The following is a 17,904-nucleotide window of genomic DNA, read 5'->3' on the forward strand; positions in this document are numbered from 1 at the left end:
GAGGCGCACATGCACTACCTGAAAACGCTCTGCGGCGTGGCGCTGCTGGCGGTGAGTCTGACCGGGGCTGCGCAGGACCGGCGACTGGATACGGAGGGGTGGCACTGGTACGTGGACCCGCCCGTGGCGGAGGAGGAGCCGGCGCAGGAGCCGCCGCCCCCGCCACCGAAGACGGCGTGGCGAGAGGAAAACGCCACGGAGCTGCGTAAGGCGTTCCAGAAAGCGTATGAAAAGGCGCTGGACAGGGCGCTGATGTTCCCGACCGCCGAGAATTTTGCGCAGTACAAGCGGCTGCAGGATTTCATCGTCAATAAGTCGACGCGGTTTGCACAGAGCAGTCGGGAGGCGTACCTGCTGCACCCGGAGCTGGACTATAACCTGCAGTACAGCAACGCCAACGCCACCGCGCCGGTCTACTATAGGGAGCGGAAGCGTAAGGAGCAGGAAGCCATCACCACGCTCACGCAGACCAACGGGCTGTTCTTCTTCTACCAGGGGAAAAACCCGATAGACGTGGCGATGGCCTATGTGGTGAAAGCCTTCGCGCAGAGCCACAGCCTGAAGATACTGATGATATCCGTGGACGGGGAGGTGCCGTCTGACCTGCCGGAGTCGCTGAAAGACAGCGGGCAGGCGAAGCAGATGCAGGTGAACTATTTTCCGGCGCTGTTCCTGGTGAACCCGAAAGAGAAGACCTGGCGGCCTGTGTCGTATGGTTTCCGGGCGCAGGACGCACTGGCGGCGCAGTTCCGCCTGATAGCCACCGATTTTGAACCCGATTTTTAAGGAGCCACCCATGCTGAAAAGAATGCTGCTCGTCCTCGCGGGGGCCATCCTCGGTGCCGTGCTCCTGGCCCCGTTTTCTCACGCATCGACGAACACGTCGGTAATAGATGAAATACAGGCGCTGGAGAAAGTAAAGAACAGGCCCGAACCGCATGAGGAGAAGGTCCGGATGCTGCGACTGAGCAACGGGCAGATGGTGAACACGGCTGACTGGAACGTGGTGCTGTTTATGGCGAGCGACTGCAGCTACTGCAAGCGCTTTGACCCGGTACTGAGAAAGGTGAGCGAGGACACCGGCGTGGCGGTCTTTCCGTACTCGCTGAACGGTGAAGCCGATGCAGCATTCCCGAATGCGGTTCCGGCACCGCCTGCCGTGGTGGCCGCATTTTTTGCCCAGGGACTGCCGGTGGCCACGCCGACCACGTTTCTGGTGAACGTCAACACGATGGACACGTTCCCACTGCTGCAGGGGGACGCCACCGAAGCGCAGCTTTCGGAGCGCCTCGACACGGTGTTTATTGAAGCGCTGAAGCGCATAAAACACCAACGCGGAGGGGCATGATGAGCGGGAACAATACAAAAAATAAAGACACTCAGGCGCGGCTGGAGAGCCTGAATGCGCGACTGGATGCCCAGGAATACACGAGTCGCAGGCAGGGGCGAAGGCTGAGCGTTATCATCCTGGTGCTGGCGATGTCAGGGGTGGTCTGTTTTGTCTGCGCCATGTCGCTGCGGGGAGTGTTACCCGGCAACGTGATACGCGCTCTGCTGCTGATGTTTCCTGTTCTTTGGGGCGGCATCATTCCGCTGTTGCGGCTTCCTTCCCTCTGGGGTGTGCTCGACAGGGAAGAGACGCTGACGGAAATGCGCGTGTGCGAGCAGAGCGGAAATCAGGAGGCGCTGGCGCTGTTCAACGCGTTATTGCTGTCCGGAGTACCGCTCACCCCACGGCGACTGAAACCCGTGAAAGCCCTGCTTGAGCAGGACCGGAAACAGGCCCGGATGCGCGAAAGGCAGGAGGCGGAGCGCGTCCACCTGGAGGCTTTTCTGGCGGCCACTGACGTTGACGGTAAAGAGGTAACCCGCCATGAAAAATAAAGCCACACCCTCGGTGAGGCAGGCGCTGAAAATGGCGTTGCGGGATATTGGTGGATGGATTTTTTACGGGCTGCTGTCCGTGGCCGGAGTCGGCCTCATCCTGGGGATGTTCCAGGCAGGCAGCACGTTGCTGGCGCGGTATTATCCGGCCCACGCGCAGGTGATGGCCATTCTGACCTGCATGATGGTGCCGGGACTCATCGTTATCAGCGCAACCCTTACCCGCGCCCGGAGTCTTCTCGGTGACGATATGCCGCGCCGACAGCAGCGGTATCTGGACGCGGCAATCCTGGTGGTTCTGCTGGCCCAGATAGCGACGACTCTCGCGCTGAGCTGGATGATTTTCCATCCGGCGTTGATATCGCCCGGTTTTATGTTACCGGTGATGGTGGTCTGCGCGTTTGCCGTCGCCATATCCGTTGTTGTTCGCGTCGTTCTTGCCCGGGCGAGCGGATAATCACCTGACCTGATTTTTCTCTGATGTCTCTCTGCCGGGCGGGATTTCCCGCGCCCGGCCCCTGAAGGAATCTTTATGCATAATTCTGTTTTTGCGCAGCGCCTGCGGGTGCTGGGCAGCGCAGCCTTTTTCTCTCTGGTGACCGCGCCTGCTCTGGCGCTGTTTATTTGTTTTGTCGGCCTGTCGTTTAACGCCTCGCTTTCCGGGCTTTTTCTGCAGGCGGCACACGAACTTGTCGATGGCGCACCTGCCGGGATGGTGAACGCCACGGTCTGCGAACCGCCTACTGCACTGCCCGCTGATGAAGCTAAAGCACTGGCGGAGGCTTACCGGCCCCGCTGTCACGATGTGCCGAAAGATGACCGGGTATGGCAGCACGACGCCGATTACACCATCCGCTGGCTGTATCTGATGGCCTCCTTTATCGGGCTCGGTATCTGGGTGGTGCTCAATCCGGTTTCGCTGCTCTGGCGCAGTCTGTTCAGGAGAAAGTCATCATGAAAAAACTTACGCTGACGGCGCTCAGTGCGGCCGCCATCGTCTGCGCCACGATACCGCCCGCGCAGGCGGACTTAAACAGCGAGCTGGGCGGCTTCTTTAACAGCATGGGGGCGGCGGGCAACAACGTCACTTCGCCCCAGGCGTGGCAGGGGCAGGCGGCAACGTATGTCACCGGGGGCGGTATTTACGTGCGCAGCGCCAACAAAACCATCCAGCTGGCGTCCATCACGCTGCCCAGCCTGAATGCCGGTTGTGGCGGGATAGATGCCTTCCTCGGCTCGTTCTCATTTATCAGCAAGGATGAGTTTGTGGCGTTTGCCAAAAACATCATCAGCGCCGCGCCGGGGCTGTTCTTTGACCTCGGCCTGAAAACGGTGACGCCGATGCTGGCGTCAGCAAAGGACTATCTGCAGCAGCTGGCGAGCGACGTCAACAGCATGAACATGAGCAGCTGTCAGGCGGCGAGGGGTATTGTTGGCGGGCTGTGGCCTGCCACCCAGGAGAACAAAGACGACCTGTGCAAAACCATCGGCACCGGTGACGGCAATATGTTCACGGACTGGGCAGCAGCCAGACAGGGATGCGGCGTCGGTAATCAGGCCAGCAAAGCCGAGAGCAAGGTGAAAGACAAACCGGAGTACAAGGACCTCATTCTGACCAGCAAGAACGTGGTGTGGGACATGCTGGAGCGTAACGCCCTGTTTAAAGGCGACCGTGAACTCAAGGAGATGGCCATCACGCTGACCGGCACGGTGATATTTGACGCGCAGTCGCACCCCATTACCGTCCCGTCACGGGCCGGGGACACGAAACTGGTGAAGGCGATTATGGACGGCGGGGATGCGGAGATATACCGCTGCTCAGATACCAGTGAATGCCTGAAGATGACCGTGAAGACCGTCTCCATCCGGGCCGAAAACGGCCTGAACCGCCGCGTGGCCAGCCTGATATCGGGCATATCCGCGAAAGCCAAAAGCGACAAAGAGGGGCTGTCGGAAAAGGAAAAAGCCTTTATCAACTCAACCAGTATTCCGATTTTGAGCTACATCATGGACCCGCTGTCGCTGGGCATGAACGAGAGCGTGGCAATGCGCATGAGCACCTATATCGCCCACGACATGCTGATTAAGTACATGCGGGAAATCATCGACGAAACGCGCGGGGCGATTAACGGGAAACCACTGAACAAAGAGGCGATGAGCGTGATTAACGACAACATCAGTATCGCGTACACGCGGCTGACGCAGCTGCAGAACGACATCCAGATACAGCAGAGCACCCTGCAGAGCGTGATGACCGACATGTCCTACATGCGCCAGCAGTTATCCAGCCGGATGCTCAGTACCTACCAGTCTAACTACCGTTTTGAGGGGGGCCAGTGACAGAAATCTACGTATACAGTGCCGGGGGCTGGATGGTGCAGATGCTCAACGGCGTCGCCGCCTACTGCAACAGCGACACGTTCCGCACCCTGGTGCGCTGGGGGCTGATGCTGTCGGTTCTGGTTTCAATCTATATCTGGACGCAGAAGCGCGACCTGCGAATGCTGTTTAACTTTTTCCTCATCTTCCTGTTCGTGCCCACCCTGCTGGTCGGGGTGAAGCGCAACGTGCAGGTGATTGACGTCAGCAACGTGTCGGCGGTGCACAAGGTCGACAACGTGCCGCTGGGTATCGTCCTGCCGGTGGGCATGCTGACCAGTATCGGCTACGCGCTGGCGCGGGGCTATGAGGTGGTGGTGGCCCAGCCTGCGGACGCGATGCAGTTCTCAAAAACCGGGCTGATGTTTGGCTCGAAAATCGTGTCGAACAGCACCGGCTTTGAGATGCTGAACCCGACCGCCGTGGCGATGTTCAACGACTACGTCCGCAGTTGCGTGATACCGGATATCAACCTGGTGCACAAATACTCCCTGCAGGACCTGATGAACAGCGCCGACCCTTACGGGATGATATTTGAGAATCCGAGTCCGCTGCGCGGCATCTTTATCGACGGGACGTTCCACACCTGTCGTGCCGCAGCCGGAAAGCTGAAGACGCTGCTGAATAATGAGGTGAGCACCAACGGAACCACCTTCTCGTATTATGCGCGGAAGATGTTCCCGCACCGCAGTGACGCGGCCCCGCTGTTCGGGCAGATGCTGGGTGACAGCTACAACTACTTCATCAAAGCGGGCAGCACGGCGAGCGAAATCATGCGCCAGAACGTCACGATGAACGGTATCCGCAGCGGCCTGCTGGCCTACGGCTCGGCAAACAACGCGGTGGCCGGGATGGTCACGCTGTCGGCGGACATGGCGACCCAGCGCCAGATGATACAGAACTCGACCGGGGCGCAGATTGCCACACAGTACCTGCCGCTGATGCACACCATCATGCTGGCAATCCTTGTGGGCATGTTCCCGTTTATTATTTTTCTGGCCTGCATTAACACCATGTCGATGCGGGTGCTGAAATACTACGTCCTGGCACTGACCAGCCTGCAGCTGTGGCCGATAGCGTTTGCCATCTGTAACGGGGCGATGGTCTGGTTCCTGAAAGCCGACTCTCCGGCAGCCATCACGCTGTCGACCGTATCACGGGTACAGCAGCAGCACGCGATGGCGGGCAGCATAGCCGGGTGGATGATGACCTCCATTCCGGTGATTTGCTGGGCGCTGATGAGCGGGATTGGCGGGCTGATGGCGAATGCGGCGAGCGTGTTTGCGGCATCGGATACCGGGGCGGCAGCACAGAGTGCCGGTCGTGTGGCCGAGGGGAACTTCGCCTTCGAAAATATGCAGATGCAGAACGTCCAGGGGTACAAGTGGGACACTAACCGCAGTCATGCTTCCGGGCAGAACACGGAGCAGCTGGCGAACGGGACCACGGTGATGCAGACCGCCGGTGGCGGCATGGTGGTCAATACCGCCGGGGGCATGTCGAATCTGGCCTCACACATCAACTTCGGGAAGATGATGCAGTCAACGGCGCAGCAGCAGCTGCGTCACAGTGAAGCGGAAACGCAGTCCAGCCTTGAGGGCTGGCGGCATGATTCGTCTGACACCTTCCAGCGTATGAAGTCGTTTGCGAAGCGTCACGGTGACAATTTCAGTATGGGCACCGACAGCCGCAGCGGCATGAGCAGCCAGGCCACGCAGGGGGCGCAGCAGGTGATGGATGCGGTGCGTTCATATGCTAAATCGAAAGGTGTTTCGGAAACGGAAGCCTATAACACCCTGGAGAAAATGGGGCATGAAGGCTTTGCAGACGCCTCGGTGAGTGCAAAAATCCTCGGCAATGGCGTCTCAACAGGTGGGAGAATTTACTCAGGTGAAGACGACACTGTCTCAAAAGGAGGAAATAGTGATAGTAGTAGTCGGGAAAACCGCGATGCTCGTTTGGCTCGTTCTTTCAACGAAGGACTCAATATGGTTCGAAGCGCGTCCATTGACTCTACTGCAGGAAGTATAGAATCCGATGGTCGTGACGACCTGAAACAGGTGCAGAACTCGATACAGGAAACGGACAATCATTACAGCGATTACAGCCGGTCGAAGTCCCGGACGAAAGAACTCAGCCGGATGGCCAGCATGAGTGACAGCGAGAGCGCAACCGTCACCAGCAATCTGAATCAGGAGTTTGTGGCGTGGATGCAGGAGAAAAACCCGGCAGAAGCCCGTCAGTTGCTGACCAACACAGACTCTGCAGAAAACCGCGAACAGGTGGCGGAGTATGCGAATGCCTTTGTGGCTGAGCGCGTGAAAGGGCGTATTGAGCAGCATCATCAGACTGCGGCGTCGGGGGGCAAAACGGGCTTTGGCGTCGATGTGCTGGACGCTAACACCGCACAGGCTGATTCGTCGGGAGCAGCTGCGAGAACGGGAACAGCAAAACCAGCACACAACGCAGCCAGTGGTGATGTGTCTCGGACGCAGAATGATGGCAGCGCACGACCTGAAGGGGCTCCAGTGAAGTCAGATAACCAGAAACGCTATGAAGATGAGAGGTCGGCGCTGGAAAAAGAGGGAGATGATTTCCGTACACGGGTGATGAGACAGCAAAGGGAAAGCCAATCAACTGTTGAGGGGGCGGCTGATAATATAGATTCTGGGAAAAAGGGGATCGAAAGTACAGCAAGTGATATCAAGGAAGATATTTCTAAACAAAAAATGAGCGTTCAGTGGGAACACTCACAACGAGCTAGAGAAATAAAAGATCCTGTAGGAGATAAAGTGGATGACGTTCTTGATGCACTACATATTAAGAAGAAAGAATAAAAACATTTATTTGAGAATGCATTTATTCCATAATGTTCTTAAATGTGTGTGGGGGGGCGTATGAAAATTAAAGATATGTACATTGTGAATGTTTTCTTCCTTTTCTTTGCGTTTGCTTACCACTTGTTAAGTGGTGTTAGTGGTCTTGGTGTATTGTTAATGTCACTGTTAGCGCCTCAGATTATTGCGTTCATGCCTTTGTTTTTCTATTCAAGGCTTGGCGGAATGATGGAGGCTTGCGGGGCTAAGAAAATTAGAGATATAGAAGTAAAGCCAATGTTTGGTGTATTGGTGATTGTGGTATCCATTCTGGTTTTGTTTGTTGTGTATAATTCTTTTCTCCAGTTTTCGCCTGATGGTTTTTTTGAATCAGGTTTATTGATAACGATATTCATATCTAATGCCATGGGGTTCAGTGTTGCCGCATTGTTAGCCTTCATAGTTTGTTACGTGATATAGATGAATAAGATAGTAAAGTAATTACAGCTTTAAACTGTTAATAACCAGAACCGCCCACTCCGGGCGGTTTTCTTCTGCGAGTCACCAATGAAAACCCTGCTCAACGCCCTGCTTTTGCTGATGGCGGCAGGCGTTTGCAGCTCTGCACATGCCTTCTGCTATCGGGAGGCCGCCAGTAAGTACCATCTTCCGGTCGTACTGGTTATGGCTATTTCTAAACACGAATCCGGCTTTAATCCCAAAGCCACAAACGTCAATAAAGGAGATCTCGGTACGGACTATGGTCTCATGCAGATTAATAGTCGCCATACCCCGGATTTAATTAAACGCGGCATTATTAGTGGTCAGGAAGATTTATTCAAACCCTGCCTGAACGTGCAAATTGGTGCCTGGATATTATCGAAGCATCTCGCCACCTGTGGTTATACATGGGAGTGCATTGGCAGCTATAACGCCGGATTTAAACCAGGTTCCCGCGCCCGCCGATTATGGTATGCCGGGGAAATTAAAAAACGGATGAGAGAATTAGGAGCGCAGTTGTGACGTTAAAAACTGATGACATTACCCGTGGCGGACAATTAGCGCTGCTCCGCTTTCGCATGTTCATGCAGGTGAATAACGCCATGTTCTATTACCTGGTTATTCTCTGGTTGGTGGTCAGCGTGGCCGTGATCTATTTCCGCATGAATACCGAAATATTTCATAATGGGGTGCAATACTGGTGGGCGCGGTCGCTGGTCTCCTTTACCCAAATCATGCGCAGCCCGCCCGTTTTTGAACTCTGGTATCAGGGCCATGCCTACACGTTCACCTGGGACAAGATGCTCACCGATCCCTACGCCGTCTGGTGCGGGATAAAGCTGCGCGACGAGATACTGAACTGCCTGCTCATCACCTCCGTGGTCATGGGGACGGCGTATGCTCTCATCTTCTTCTGTCTCGGCAGGCTCGGACGGGGGCAGAGCGGGGACGAGGTGCTGGGTGGCCGGACGTTTGAACCCGTCCGGGTGGTGGCGAAAATGCTGCGCCGCCGCGATGAAGCCTCCGACATGGTCATTGACGGCCTGCCGATGAAGAAGGATGCGGAGATCCAGAACTTCGCCCTGCACGGCACGGTCGGTACCGGGAAAAGTACCCTGCTGGAAAAGCAGCTGGACCATATCGCCCGCAGGAAGCAGCCGGCGATCATCTACGACAAAGGCTGCACGGTAGTGGAGAAGTTTTACGACCCGTCTCGGGGCGACGTCATTCTCAATCCGCTGGACAGGCGCTGCCCGAACTGGGACATGTGGGGCGAGTGCCTCAATCTGCCCGACTTCGAGTCCATGACCGAAACGCTGATCCCGATGGGAAACGCCGCCGACCCGTTCTGGCAGGGGTCTGCCCGCACCATCTTTGCCGAAGGCGCGGAGCGTATGCGTGACGACCCGGAACGCAACTACAACAAATTTCTGCGCACCATGCTGAGCGTGGGGCTCGACAAGCTGCGGGCCTTTCTGGAAGGCACGCCTGCCGCCACGCTGGTCGACGGCAGCATCGAAAAAACGGCGATCTCCATCCGAAGCGTGCTGACCAACTACGTCAAGGCAATGCGCTATCTGCAGGGAACGGAAGGCCCCGACAGGCCCCGGTTCACCATCCGGGAATGGATGCAGGAAAACGCCGACAAGCCACGCCCCGCGTGGCTTTTCATTACCTCAAATGAGCGTTATCACGAATCACTGAAGCCGCTGATTTCCATGTGGCTGGGGATGGCCGCCACCAACCTGCTGTCGCTGGAGCCGAACCGCCTTCGCCGTATCTGGTTCCTCTATGACGAGATTCCGTCACTGCACAAGCTGCCGAGTCTGCCCCGCGTCCTCGCGGAGGGCCGCAAATTCGGCGGCTGCTTTGTGCTGGGCTTTCAGAACTATGCGCAGATGGAAGAAGCCTATGGCAAGGATTTTGCCCGTGCCATTTATGACCTGTTGAACACCAAATTCTTTTTCCGCAGTCCCAGTGCGGACGTGGCGAAGCATGTGGCCACCGACCTCGGGGAAACCATCCGCCGCCGGTTCAGCGAGCAGACCTCGTTCGGGAGTGAGCAGGTCAGGGACGGGATCAGCTACGGCAAGGACGAGGAGCGCGTGCTGATCAAAAGCTACTCCGACATCCAGATGCTGAATGACCTGGAATGCTTCGTCACGCTACCGGGGGATTATCCGGTGACGAAGCTGAAACTGAAGTTCCGTAAACGCCCGGTGGTGGCTGACGCGCTGATTGAGCGGGACATCAGGACGTCGCTGGACCCGGAAATCGAGATGCAGCTGGTTGCCGTGGAAAGCGAGGAGCGCAAAGCCGTGCAGGCGCTGTTTGAGGCCGCACCGGTGGCTGTCCCGCCGCAGAAACCGGCCCCCGCGCCGGTGACGCCTGCCGCAGACAGCCGCGGGGCGGCACCGGCAACGACGCCCCCGGGCGAGGTGATCGACAGGGACACCGGGGTGGTGGTGTCGCGCAAGGCGGTGCCCCCGGGGATCGACCTTAACGTTGCCCGCGGTACTGCGTCGCGGCCAGCGGAGGGTGATGCCTCATCGGCAGAAAAGAAAAGTAAACCAGCAGGCACAGCCGCTGCCACGGGCGGCGGGCGTGAGAAAACAATCCCCATCACGCGGGGGCCGGTGACAACGTCACCGGTACAGGAGGCACAGGATGCGCTGGCTGATTATGAGCAGTACGCGCAGTCGACCGCTCAGGCGGCCATGTCCCGGGAGGAGCGCGACTTTATCCCGGTCAGCGGGCACGAACCGGAGATGTAAACCATGATGTCGTTAAGCACGATTAACGGCGACGCCGGGTATTACGGTGGCGCGGAAAACTACGAAGTCATTCATGACGACCAGGGGAAATGGTTCGGGAACGGCGCGGAGCAGCTCGGACTGCGCGGGGATGTCTCACTGCCCGTGCTGGATGCGGTGCTGCGGGGCCATCTGCCGGACGGCTCGCGCATCACGCGGCAGGTGGACGGGGTGGAGAGCAACCGACCGGGGATTGACCTGACGTTTGGTGCGCCCAAAAGCCTCTCCATCCTCGGCCTGATGGGCGGGGACAAACGTCTGGTTGAGGCGTTTAAGGAGTCGGTCACCGAAACGCTCACACAGCTGGAGAAAAGCGTCAACTGCCGGGTGACGGAAAACGGTGAGGTCAGCCTGAAGGAAACCAACAGCGCGGTGATGGCGCTGTTCACCCACGACATCAACCGGAACGGCGAGATGCACCTGCACACCCACGCCCTGCTGCTGAACGCCACGCATGACGGTGAAAAATGGCGGGCGCTGGGCAGCGATATTCACCACCGCAACGGCATCCGTGAACAGGTGTATGACCTGCAGGTGGCCTGGGGGCAGATGCAGCGGGAAATCCTGCGGCCCAAAATCGAGGCACTGGGCTACAGCACGGTGAACACCGGAAAAAATGGCCTGTTTGAAATCGCGGAAGTTCCCCGCGACGTGGTGGAACTGTATTCCTCCCGTGCGGCGGAAATTGACCGGGCCGTGGAGCCGGGCGCCAGCGCCCGTTCACGGCAGCTGGCTGCGCTGAAAACCCGTGAGCAGAAAACCTTCGTGGACGGGGAAACCCGGCAGAGCGAATGGTGGAAGACGCTGGAGGGGCATGCTTTTGACCCGAAGCAGGTGGTGGAGGCCGCGCAGGATGGTCGCCTGAACGACGGCGCACAGAAGACGGGCGGTGAACAGGGGCTGTCTGCAGACGAACGCCAGCAGGCCGTGCAGTCGGTTATCACGCAGACCGTGGCGGCGCTGTCGGACAGGTCGGTGCAGTTCTCCCACTCACAGGTGATGAGCATGGCGGCCAAAATGCTGCCGCCTGACCGGGAGATGCTGCCGCTGCTGCGGGCGGGTATCGCGCAGGCCATCGATGCCGGGCAACTGATACCGATGGACAAAGAAAAAGGGGTGTTCACCTCACATATTCATGTGCTGGACGAGCTCAGCGTGAAGCAGCTGGCGGCGGAGCATATGGCGGGCGGAAAGGTGCTGGCCGAAGGGGCGGCTGAAGCCGGAGAAAAAGGGGGTTACCGGACCGTGGCGGCGGCCCGCGCCCCGATGATGATTGTGGAAGGCAAGGGCGGCGCGGCGGTGCAGAGTGGGCGTATCGCGCACCTGTCGGCACTCAGTGAAAAACAGGGCCGCTCCCCCCTGGTGGTGGCCCCGACCGCGAAGTTTCGTCAGTACCTGCAGGATACCGGCGGGCTGACCGCGCCCGCGATGGGGCGGGATGCGCTGCGCAGTGATATGGGGCTGACGCCGCATTCCACGGTCATCGTGCCGCAGGCGGAAACGCTGGGGGTGAAAGACACGCTGTTTCTGGTTGAGCAGGCGCGAACGGCGGGGGCGCAGATTGTGTTTATGGACAGCGGCATGGGGAAAGGCAACGGTCATGCGCTGGGTGTACTGGAAGCCGCAGGTGTGGCGCGGCACGCGTTTGCTGACCGGGTACGGCCTGCCGTGCAGGTGGTGTCGCAACCGGACAAAACGCAGCGTTACCGCCAGATAGCCGAAGACAGCGTGGCGGCGCGTCAGGCGGGGGAATCGGTACGGGTGCAGGTGACCGGGGCGAAAGAGCAGGCGCTGCTGACCGGGACGGTGCGGGACGTGATGCGCGAGCAGGGATTACTTACGGGGGCCACGCATCAGGTGCCGACGCTGACGCCGGTGTTCCTGAGCCGTCATGACCGGATGAACCGGGACACGTACCGGGCGGGGATGGTGATGGAGCGCTTTAACGCAGAAGAAAAGCGTATGGAGCGCTACACCATCGACCGGGTGAGTGAGACGAAAAATACGCTGCGCATTGTGGACGGGGACGGCAACCGTCAGGCGCTGGCGATGCGGGATATCACGTCAGAGTGGAACCTCTACCGCCCGGGGCAGATTGAGGTGGCTGCCGGCGACACGCTGCGGGTGCTGGCGCGGGAGGCGCGGGGTCAGCTGAAAGGGGGCGACACGGTGACGGTCGGGGGGATGGACGACAAGGGGCGTCTGGTGCTGTCGCACGCCGGCGCGGTGGACGCCGGACGGGCAGGAGGCCCGGTGGCGGTGGATATCTCACAGCCGCTGAAGCTCACGCACGGGTACGTGGAATCCTTCGGTGCCTCCGTGCAGGACAATGCCCGGGTGCTGGCCGCGCTGACCACGCGGGAGTTGCGGGAAGAAACCGTGAACCGTCTGGCCAACAGCGGACAAAACATCACGCTGTACTCGGCGATGGACCGTGACCGGGCCGAAACCCGGCTGTCAAAAATGACCGGGGTGAGTCTGGTCTCTGACCAGCTGAAAGCCGTCACCGGCGAAGGGGAGGCGGGCGACGCTGTCCGGACGGCGAAGGACCAGACCCTGACGGACGCGCAGCGGGCGGTGCATATCGCGCTGAACGACGTGCAGAACCAGAAGGTGGCGTTTCAGTCAGCAGAAATCCTGACGGCGGCGGTGAAGGTGAACCCGCAGGTCTCGCCGGTGGCGCTGCAGAAAGAGATTACCCGCCAGATGAAAGCCGGGGACCTGATACGCGTGGAAGGCCGGGGCGGGCTGGTTGTCCCCCGCGTCATGTACGAGATGGAGAAAAGTATCCTGCGGGATATCGCGGAGGGCAAAAACGCCGTGGAGCCTCTGATGGCGAACACGCCGGCGTCGGTGCTGGCCGGGCTGACGGCCGGGCAGCAGAACGCCACGCGCCTGATACTGGAAAGCCGGGACCGCTTCACCGGGATTCAGGGCTACGCAGGGGTGGGGAAGACCACGCAGTTTAAGGCGGTGCTGAGTGCGCTCAGCACGCTGCCGGAGGGGCAGAAACCGGACGTTATCGGGCTGGCCCCCACGCACCGGGCGGTGGGGGAGATGCAGAGCGTTGGCGTCCGGGCGCAGACGCTGGATTCGTTCATCTTTGAGCATCAGGAGCGGGTGCGAAGCGGCGAAACCCCGGACTACCGGAACACTCTCTTCCTGGTGGATGAGGCCTCGATGGTCGGCAACCGGAAGATGAGTGAAACCTACCGGGTGATAGCGCAGGGTGGTGGCCGGGCGATAACCAGCGGGGACGATGCGCAGCTGAAAGCCATTGATACCGGTCAGCCGTTCCGCCTGGCGCAGCAGCGCTCGGCAATGGACGTGGCGATTATGAAGGAGATTGTGCGCCAGACGCCGGAACTGCGGGCGGCGGTGTATGACCTGATTGACGGGGATGTGCGCTCTGCGCTGGCGAGGACGGCGAAAACGTTGCCGGACTATGTGCCCCGGCACGGGGATGCGTATTTTCCTGCCAGTTCGGTGACGGAGATTGCGCCGAAGAACGATGAGGAACGCCAGGCACTGGCAGATGCGGGGCAACCGGTTAACGTCACGGAGGCCATCGCCCGGGACTTTGCGGGGCGCACCGCTGATGCGCGGGATAACACCCTTGTCGTTGCGCACCTGAACCGGGACAGGAAGGACATTAACGCGGCGATTCACGACCTGCTTCTGGCGAAGGAGGCTGTCACGAACCCGGCCACGGTAACGGTACTGGAGCCGGTCAGGATGACCGACTCCCGGGCGCGAACGCTGAACGCCTGGAGCGAGAACACCGGCAATCTGGTGATGCTGAACCGCGACTACTGGACCATCACCGGCACAGACGTCAAAGCGGGTGTGGCCACGCTGCAGAACGCTGACGGAAAGGAGATGGTGATATCGCCTTTCGACAACAGCACGCAGGCGCCGCAGTTCTACCGGGAAAAGGAGATGGAGATTGCCGAAGGTGACCGGATGCGCTTCACGCGCACGGACACCGAGCGCGGCTACGTGAACAACGAACGGATGCGGGTGGAGAAGATAACCGGTGACCGGGTGCAGCTCGCCAGCCTGGACGGTGGCCCGGGACGAACGCTGGATCTCTCACGGCCGGAAGACCGGCATCTGGACCTCGGGTACGCGGTGACCGCCTACGGTGCTCAGGGGGCCAGTGAGCGGTTCGCTATCACGCTGGAAGGGGTTGAGGCCGGACGTAAGGTTATGGCGTCACCTGACGCGGGCTACGTGGCCATGTCGCGTCACAAGGAGCATGTGCAGGTGTACACCGACAACCTCGAGGGCTGGATAAGTGCGGTGCAGCAACATCAGGAAGCCGATACGGCGCACGATGTGCTGCATGAGAAGGATGACCGGATGAGCCGGCGGGCTGACGCCATCCTGTCGATATCGCGCCCGGCGGACAGCGTGGCTTACGGACGTCAGCTGCTGAACAGCCTTGAGCTGGACGGGGAGAAAACGCTGGGGCGGTTTGTGCCGGGGACGACGCGCATCCGGATGCGGCGATGGCCTTTCCGGCGTGGAACGAACACGGACACCGCACGGGCATCCTGATGCTGCCGCTGGACGGGCGCGGGGATGCGCACGGCAAACCAGAAATTGTCGGGGCAGAGGATGCACGGTTTGTGGCGGTCCAGCAGAGCAGCAACGGCGATGTGATGATGGCGGAAACCCTGCCGGATGCCTTCAGACTGGCGGCAGAAAACCCGGACACCGGTGTTGTGCTGCGCTTCAGCGGGGACGGTGAGCCGCACAATATCGGCAGGCTGACGGGCGGAGACCAGGCCGGTGATACCGGAGCTGCCGGAACTGGCCGCCTCGCTGACGGAGGCGGGTAAACCGACAGAGGAGACCCTTAAGGCCGCAGAGCAGCAGCTTCAGGACGAGAAGAAACCGGACCGGGTGCTGCCGGTCGATGCACTGCCGGACATCATGAAGCGGGCGGAGGAGATGCTGCCGGAGAAAGACACTCAGCCGGATGACCAGACGAAGGCGGACGCGCTGGACAAGCTGAACCGGGATGAGCGGGAAACACGCCGGTGCAGGACACCGGAAAACCTGAAAAAACCACCACCACTGAACTGCGCAACATCGAGCGCGAGATTATCAAATCGTTTGAGGATTAAGTGATTCCGGGCAGCGGCATCAGCGGGCAAAAAAAAGCCTCAGCAATCCGCTGAGGCGTAACTTTCAAAAGAGATTAAATCTATAAGGAGGTACTGTCTTCCAGGGATGGCTGACAGTTCTTTACTATACCACAAAACAGGGATTAATCAGCGCGGGAGGGGGTCATTGTCGCCTGAGCAAAAAAATGCCTCCACGTCGATGGAGGCAGGCAAAAGATGTAGCTCTATGAGTATTTATTGGAGGTGATCAGTCAGACTGATTCGTTAATCAGGATAACCGAACCGGGTCAGAAAGTTAACGATGTACTCATATTTATCCATGAACCTGACAAAAGGAGGTGAAATGCGGTTGTTGATGTGCGTTTTAGTGGTGGGGGCGTTTCTGTTCCTCCTCTGGCATTTTACCCGGACAGGCAGAGGGCCAGACTCCGCGCTGGTCAGGGAACTGGCTGCGGCGGGCGTTACCCCCGGAGAGAATGAAAAGCTGCTGGGCAGCGGGCATCACTGGCGGGCGCAGCGGACGCTGATGACCGACAGGGAGGTGTATTTCATGCACGACCTGTTCAGGCACGTGGATATGCAGCGCTGGTATCTGTGCCCGCAGGTGCGCGTAGCCGATATCGTGGAGCTGTCGCGCATATCCGGCCCCGGTCCAAAATGTGGTGGCGGTTATTCAACATGGCGGCGCAATGGCACTGTGACGTGGTGATTGTCGACCGGCACACCTTTGCGGTAGTTGCCGCAATAGAGCTGGATGACGCCTCGCACCTGAAAAAGAGCCGTGTTAAGCGCGATATTCTGCTCAATGAAGTGATGCGCCAGGCGAATGTGCCTTTGCTGCGAACCGGGACAGCAGGGCGCTCCTGAAAACGGTCAGCGACTTTCTGAACACGCTGACAGAAAGTACAACCCAAAAGCCGCACTGAATACCGCCCGGACTGCGGTGCCGGTGACGTTCGTCATCGGGCAATAAATCAAACCACGCTCTGCCAGACGCCGGCATGTGAACTGCCCGCGCGGTTGTCGTGTGGCTGCAATCCGAAAACCCAAATCAAAAGGAAAGCACCATGTTCCGTTATTTTCGCCTGCGCGTTGCGCAGGTCATGCTCATTCTGTCATTCACGTTGCCATTTGCGCTTTTGTTTTCATTTCATCTTTCTGCAGAGGGGGGCTTCGATGCGTGGCAATTCTGGACCCTGCTCGCCGGCAGCACAGCCGTGATGTGGGGCGGACTGGCGCTGTATACGCGGGATATTGACCGCAAGCGGCAACTGCCTGACGCCCGTGCGGACGTATGTGAGCTGCGGCAATACCAGTGTCAGTATGAAGGTAAACGAGAAAGCCGACATCATCTGGCAGATATTGCAGAGCGATGTGTTGTTCAAAAAAACAGACGCGAATGTGGTGGCGGGCTGTGGGGTTCATGCTCAGAAAAGCCTTCGTCCGGGCACCTGCGGTGTTGCTGCCTGCAGTCTGCCTGGTGCTCTGGTTCTCACCAGATGAAGTGGTTTGCGCTGGTCGCTGATATTCAGACTGGTGCGGCGACGTGCCTGGTGTACGCTGCCGGCAATATCCTCTTCATCGTTTACATTGTTGCAGGCGGTGTGTTCGGAATATGCGAGATGTTTCAAGAAACAGGAAGGTGATTTATTTTGTTTCGCGCCGGAATATCAGGCGCAGGTGCGCGAGTTTGCCCGTGCACAGCAGAGCTCGGATGAGACTGAAAACGCCCAAAGCGTATCCCCCCTGGAGGCCGACGAATGATAGTGCCGGTGAAGGAAGACCGCGACGGGCAGGGCTACTGGACTCACCCGGCGTTAGTCCCAGCTGCTGCCAGACGACAGCACACCTGATGTACTGGCTGCGCGTGCAGAAGCTGGAGTGCTTTGTCATGACAATGCGTGACGAGGCGACTGATGCTTTTTGGCGAGGCATGACAGGACGGCCCGCCGGATGCGTCGACGTGGGAGCTGGTTCCCCCCGCCCGGAGAGGGCTGGTTTCTGGGTTCAGTTCATCCACGCGAGGACGGGCCTGAGTGCTACTGGTTCAGGCAGCGCGAATAAAAGCGATGCACCCAGCTAACAAACCATCCAGCGTAATGCAATAACCCTGATGCGACAGATTCTTTGCGGGTACTTAAATGGGATGCCTGCTGGAATCACTTGCCAGACTCACTCGATTTTTCACCGGAAACGCTTTCTTGTCAGGCATGAGGCGGAGCACAACGCAGTGAGCACCGAACACGCCTGGCAATAAAGCGGAAATCCAGACCACACAACATCAAAAAAACCCCGGAGAGGCTTAAGAAAGCCTGTTCTGCGATTACTGCCGTGCAATGCCACGAAATCAAATAATCCAGCATCAAAAAAGAGGCGATT

General features: G+C 58.8%; 14 protein-coding genes and 2 pseudogenes. All 16 read left to right on the plus strand.

Going from position 1 to position 17,904, the window contains the following annotated elements:
• Positions 1-9: 9 nt before the first annotated feature.
• The 16 genes and pseudogenes from traF to MKleb_RS30345 all read left to right on the plus strand — a co-directional run bounded on the left by traF (position 10) and on the right by MKleb_RS30345 (position 17,589).
• On the plus strand, positions 10-786 hold the full coding sequence (traF, locus tag MKleb_RS29390) for a type-F conjugative transfer system pilin assembly protein TraF (RefSeq protein ID WP_217077121.1): 777 nt from the start codon (positions 10-12) through the stop codon (positions 784-786).
• Between the two features lie 10 nt (positions 787-796).
• On the plus strand, positions 797-1,348 hold the full coding sequence (gene trbB, locus MKleb_RS29395; RefSeq protein WP_228740832.1) for a type-F conjugative transfer system pilin assembly thiol-disulfide isomerase TrbB: 552 nt from the start codon (positions 797-799) through the stop codon (positions 1,346-1,348).
• Positions 1,345-1,884, plus strand: coding sequence for a hypothetical protein (locus MKleb_RS29400; RefSeq protein WP_217077122.1), 540 nt, complete (start codon positions 1,345-1,347; stop codon positions 1,882-1,884). Before trbB ends, MKleb_RS29400 begins: the two co-directional genes overlap by 4 nt.
• Positions 1,874-2,341 (plus strand): hypothetical protein, encoded by a 468-nt coding sequence (locus MKleb_RS29405; protein ID WP_217077123.1) that lies wholly within the window; start codon positions 1,874-1,876, stop codon positions 2,339-2,341. The genes MKleb_RS29400 and MKleb_RS29405 overlap by 11 nt, the downstream gene beginning before the upstream one ends.
• Before the next feature lie 75 nt (positions 2,342-2,416).
• Positions 2,417-2,842 carry a hypothetical protein gene (locus MKleb_RS29410; protein ID WP_217077124.1) on the plus strand — a complete coding sequence of 142 codons (426 nt, stop codon included), beginning with the start codon at positions 2,417-2,419 and terminating at the stop codon, positions 2,840-2,842.
• Positions 2,839-4,224, plus strand: coding sequence for a conjugal transfer protein TraH (locus MKleb_RS29415; protein WP_217077125.1), 1,386 nt, complete (start codon positions 2,839-2,841; stop codon positions 4,222-4,224). The genes MKleb_RS29410 and MKleb_RS29415 overlap by 4 nt, the downstream gene beginning before the upstream one ends.
• Complete coding sequence (traG, locus tag MKleb_RS29420; protein ID WP_217077127.1) at positions 4,221-7,100, plus strand: conjugal transfer mating-pair stabilization protein TraG; 2,880 nt, start codon at positions 4,221-4,223, stop codon at positions 7,098-7,100. The genes MKleb_RS29415 and traG overlap by 4 nt, the downstream gene beginning before the upstream one ends.
• A 60-nt stretch (positions 7,101-7,160) precedes the next feature.
• Positions 7,161-7,559, plus strand: coding sequence for a hypothetical protein (locus tag MKleb_RS29425; protein WP_217077128.1), 399 nt, complete (start codon positions 7,161-7,163; stop codon positions 7,557-7,559).
• 87 nt (positions 7,560-7,646) lie between these two features.
• On the plus strand, positions 7,647-8,102 hold the full coding sequence (locus MKleb_RS29430) for a lytic transglycosylase domain-containing protein (protein ID WP_217077129.1): 456 nt from the start codon (positions 7,647-7,649) through the stop codon (positions 8,100-8,102).
• Positions 8,099-10,354 carry a type IV conjugative transfer system coupling protein TraD gene (gene traD, locus MKleb_RS29435; protein WP_217077130.1) on the plus strand — a complete coding sequence of 752 codons (2,256 nt, stop codon included), beginning with the start codon at positions 8,099-8,101 and terminating at the stop codon, positions 10,352-10,354. Before MKleb_RS29430 ends, traD begins: the two co-directional genes overlap by 4 nt.
• A 3-nt stretch (positions 10,355-10,357) precedes the next feature.
• Positions 10,358-14,953, plus strand: coding sequence for a conjugative transfer relaxase/helicase TraI (traI, locus tag MKleb_RS29440; protein ID WP_217077131.1), 4,596 nt, complete (start codon positions 10,358-10,360; stop codon positions 14,951-14,953).
• Positions 14,905-15,237 (plus strand): conjugative transfer relaxase/helicase TraI domain-containing protein, encoded by a 333-nt coding sequence (locus tag MKleb_RS30340; protein ID WP_217077132.1) that lies wholly within the window; start codon positions 14,905-14,907, stop codon positions 15,235-15,237. The genes traI and MKleb_RS30340 overlap by 49 nt, the downstream gene beginning before the upstream one ends.
• Positions 15,188-15,529, plus strand: a complete 342-nt coding sequence (locus MKleb_RS29450; RefSeq protein WP_217077133.1) for a hypothetical protein — start codon at positions 15,188-15,190, stop codon at positions 15,527-15,529. Before MKleb_RS30340 ends, MKleb_RS29450 begins: the two co-directional genes overlap by 50 nt.
• Positions 15,530-15,868: 339 nt before the next feature.
• Positions 15,869-16,451 (plus strand): annotated as a pseudogene (locus MKleb_RS29455) (DUF2726 domain-containing protein).
• Between the two features lie 141 nt (positions 16,452-16,592).
• On the plus strand, positions 16,593-17,171 hold the full coding sequence (locus tag MKleb_RS29460) for a hypothetical protein (protein ID WP_217077134.1): 579 nt from the start codon (positions 16,593-16,595) through the stop codon (positions 17,169-17,171).
• Between the two features lie 114 nt (positions 17,172-17,285).
• A pseudogene (locus MKleb_RS30345) lies at positions 17,286-17,589 on the plus strand (hypothetical protein).
• Positions 17,590-17,904 lie beyond the last annotated feature (315 nt).

The sequence above is a fragment of the Klebsiella sp. PL-2018 genome (assembly GCF_019048985.1).
Lineage (GTDB): Bacteria > Pseudomonadota > Gammaproteobacteria > Enterobacterales > Enterobacteriaceae > Klebsiella > Klebsiella michiganensis.

Excerpts from the sequence above, each read along its gene's own strand:
- traI (WP_217077131.1), top strand. The coding sequence starts at position 10,358 with ATGATGTCGTTAAGCACGATTAACGGCGACGCCGGGTATTACGGTGGC.
- MKleb_RS30340 (WP_217077132.1), top strand. The coding sequence starts at position 14,905 with ATGGCCTTTCCGGCGTGGAACGAACACGGACACCGCACGGGCATCCTG.
- MKleb_RS29460 (WP_217077134.1), top strand. The coding sequence starts at position 16,593 with ATGTTCCGTTATTTTCGCCTGCGCGTTGCGCAGGTCATGCTCATTCTG.
- traF (WP_217077121.1), top strand. The coding sequence starts at position 10 with ATGCACTACCTGAAAACGCTCTGCGGCGTGGCGCTGCTGGCGGTGAGT.
- MKleb_RS29425 (WP_217077128.1), top strand. The coding sequence starts at position 7,161 with ATGAAAATTAAAGATATGTACATTGTGAATGTTTTCTTCCTTTTCTTT.
- MKleb_RS29415 (WP_217077125.1), top strand. The coding sequence starts at position 2,839 with ATGAAAAAACTTACGCTGACGGCGCTCAGTGCGGCCGCCATCGTCTGC.
- trbB (WP_228740832.1), top strand. The coding sequence starts at position 797 with ATGCTGAAAAGAATGCTGCTCGTCCTCGCGGGGGCCATCCTCGGTGCC.
- MKleb_RS29400 (WP_217077122.1), top strand. The coding sequence starts at position 1,345 with ATGATGAGCGGGAACAATACAAAAAATAAAGACACTCAGGCGCGGCTG.
- MKleb_RS29430 (WP_217077129.1), top strand. The coding sequence starts at position 7,647 with ATGAAAACCCTGCTCAACGCCCTGCTTTTGCTGATGGCGGCAGGCGTT.
- MKleb_RS29405 (WP_217077123.1), top strand. The coding sequence starts at position 1,874 with ATGAAAAATAAAGCCACACCCTCGGTGAGGCAGGCGCTGAAAATGGCG.
- MKleb_RS29410 (WP_217077124.1), top strand. The coding sequence starts at position 2,417 with ATGCATAATTCTGTTTTTGCGCAGCGCCTGCGGGTGCTGGGCAGCGCA.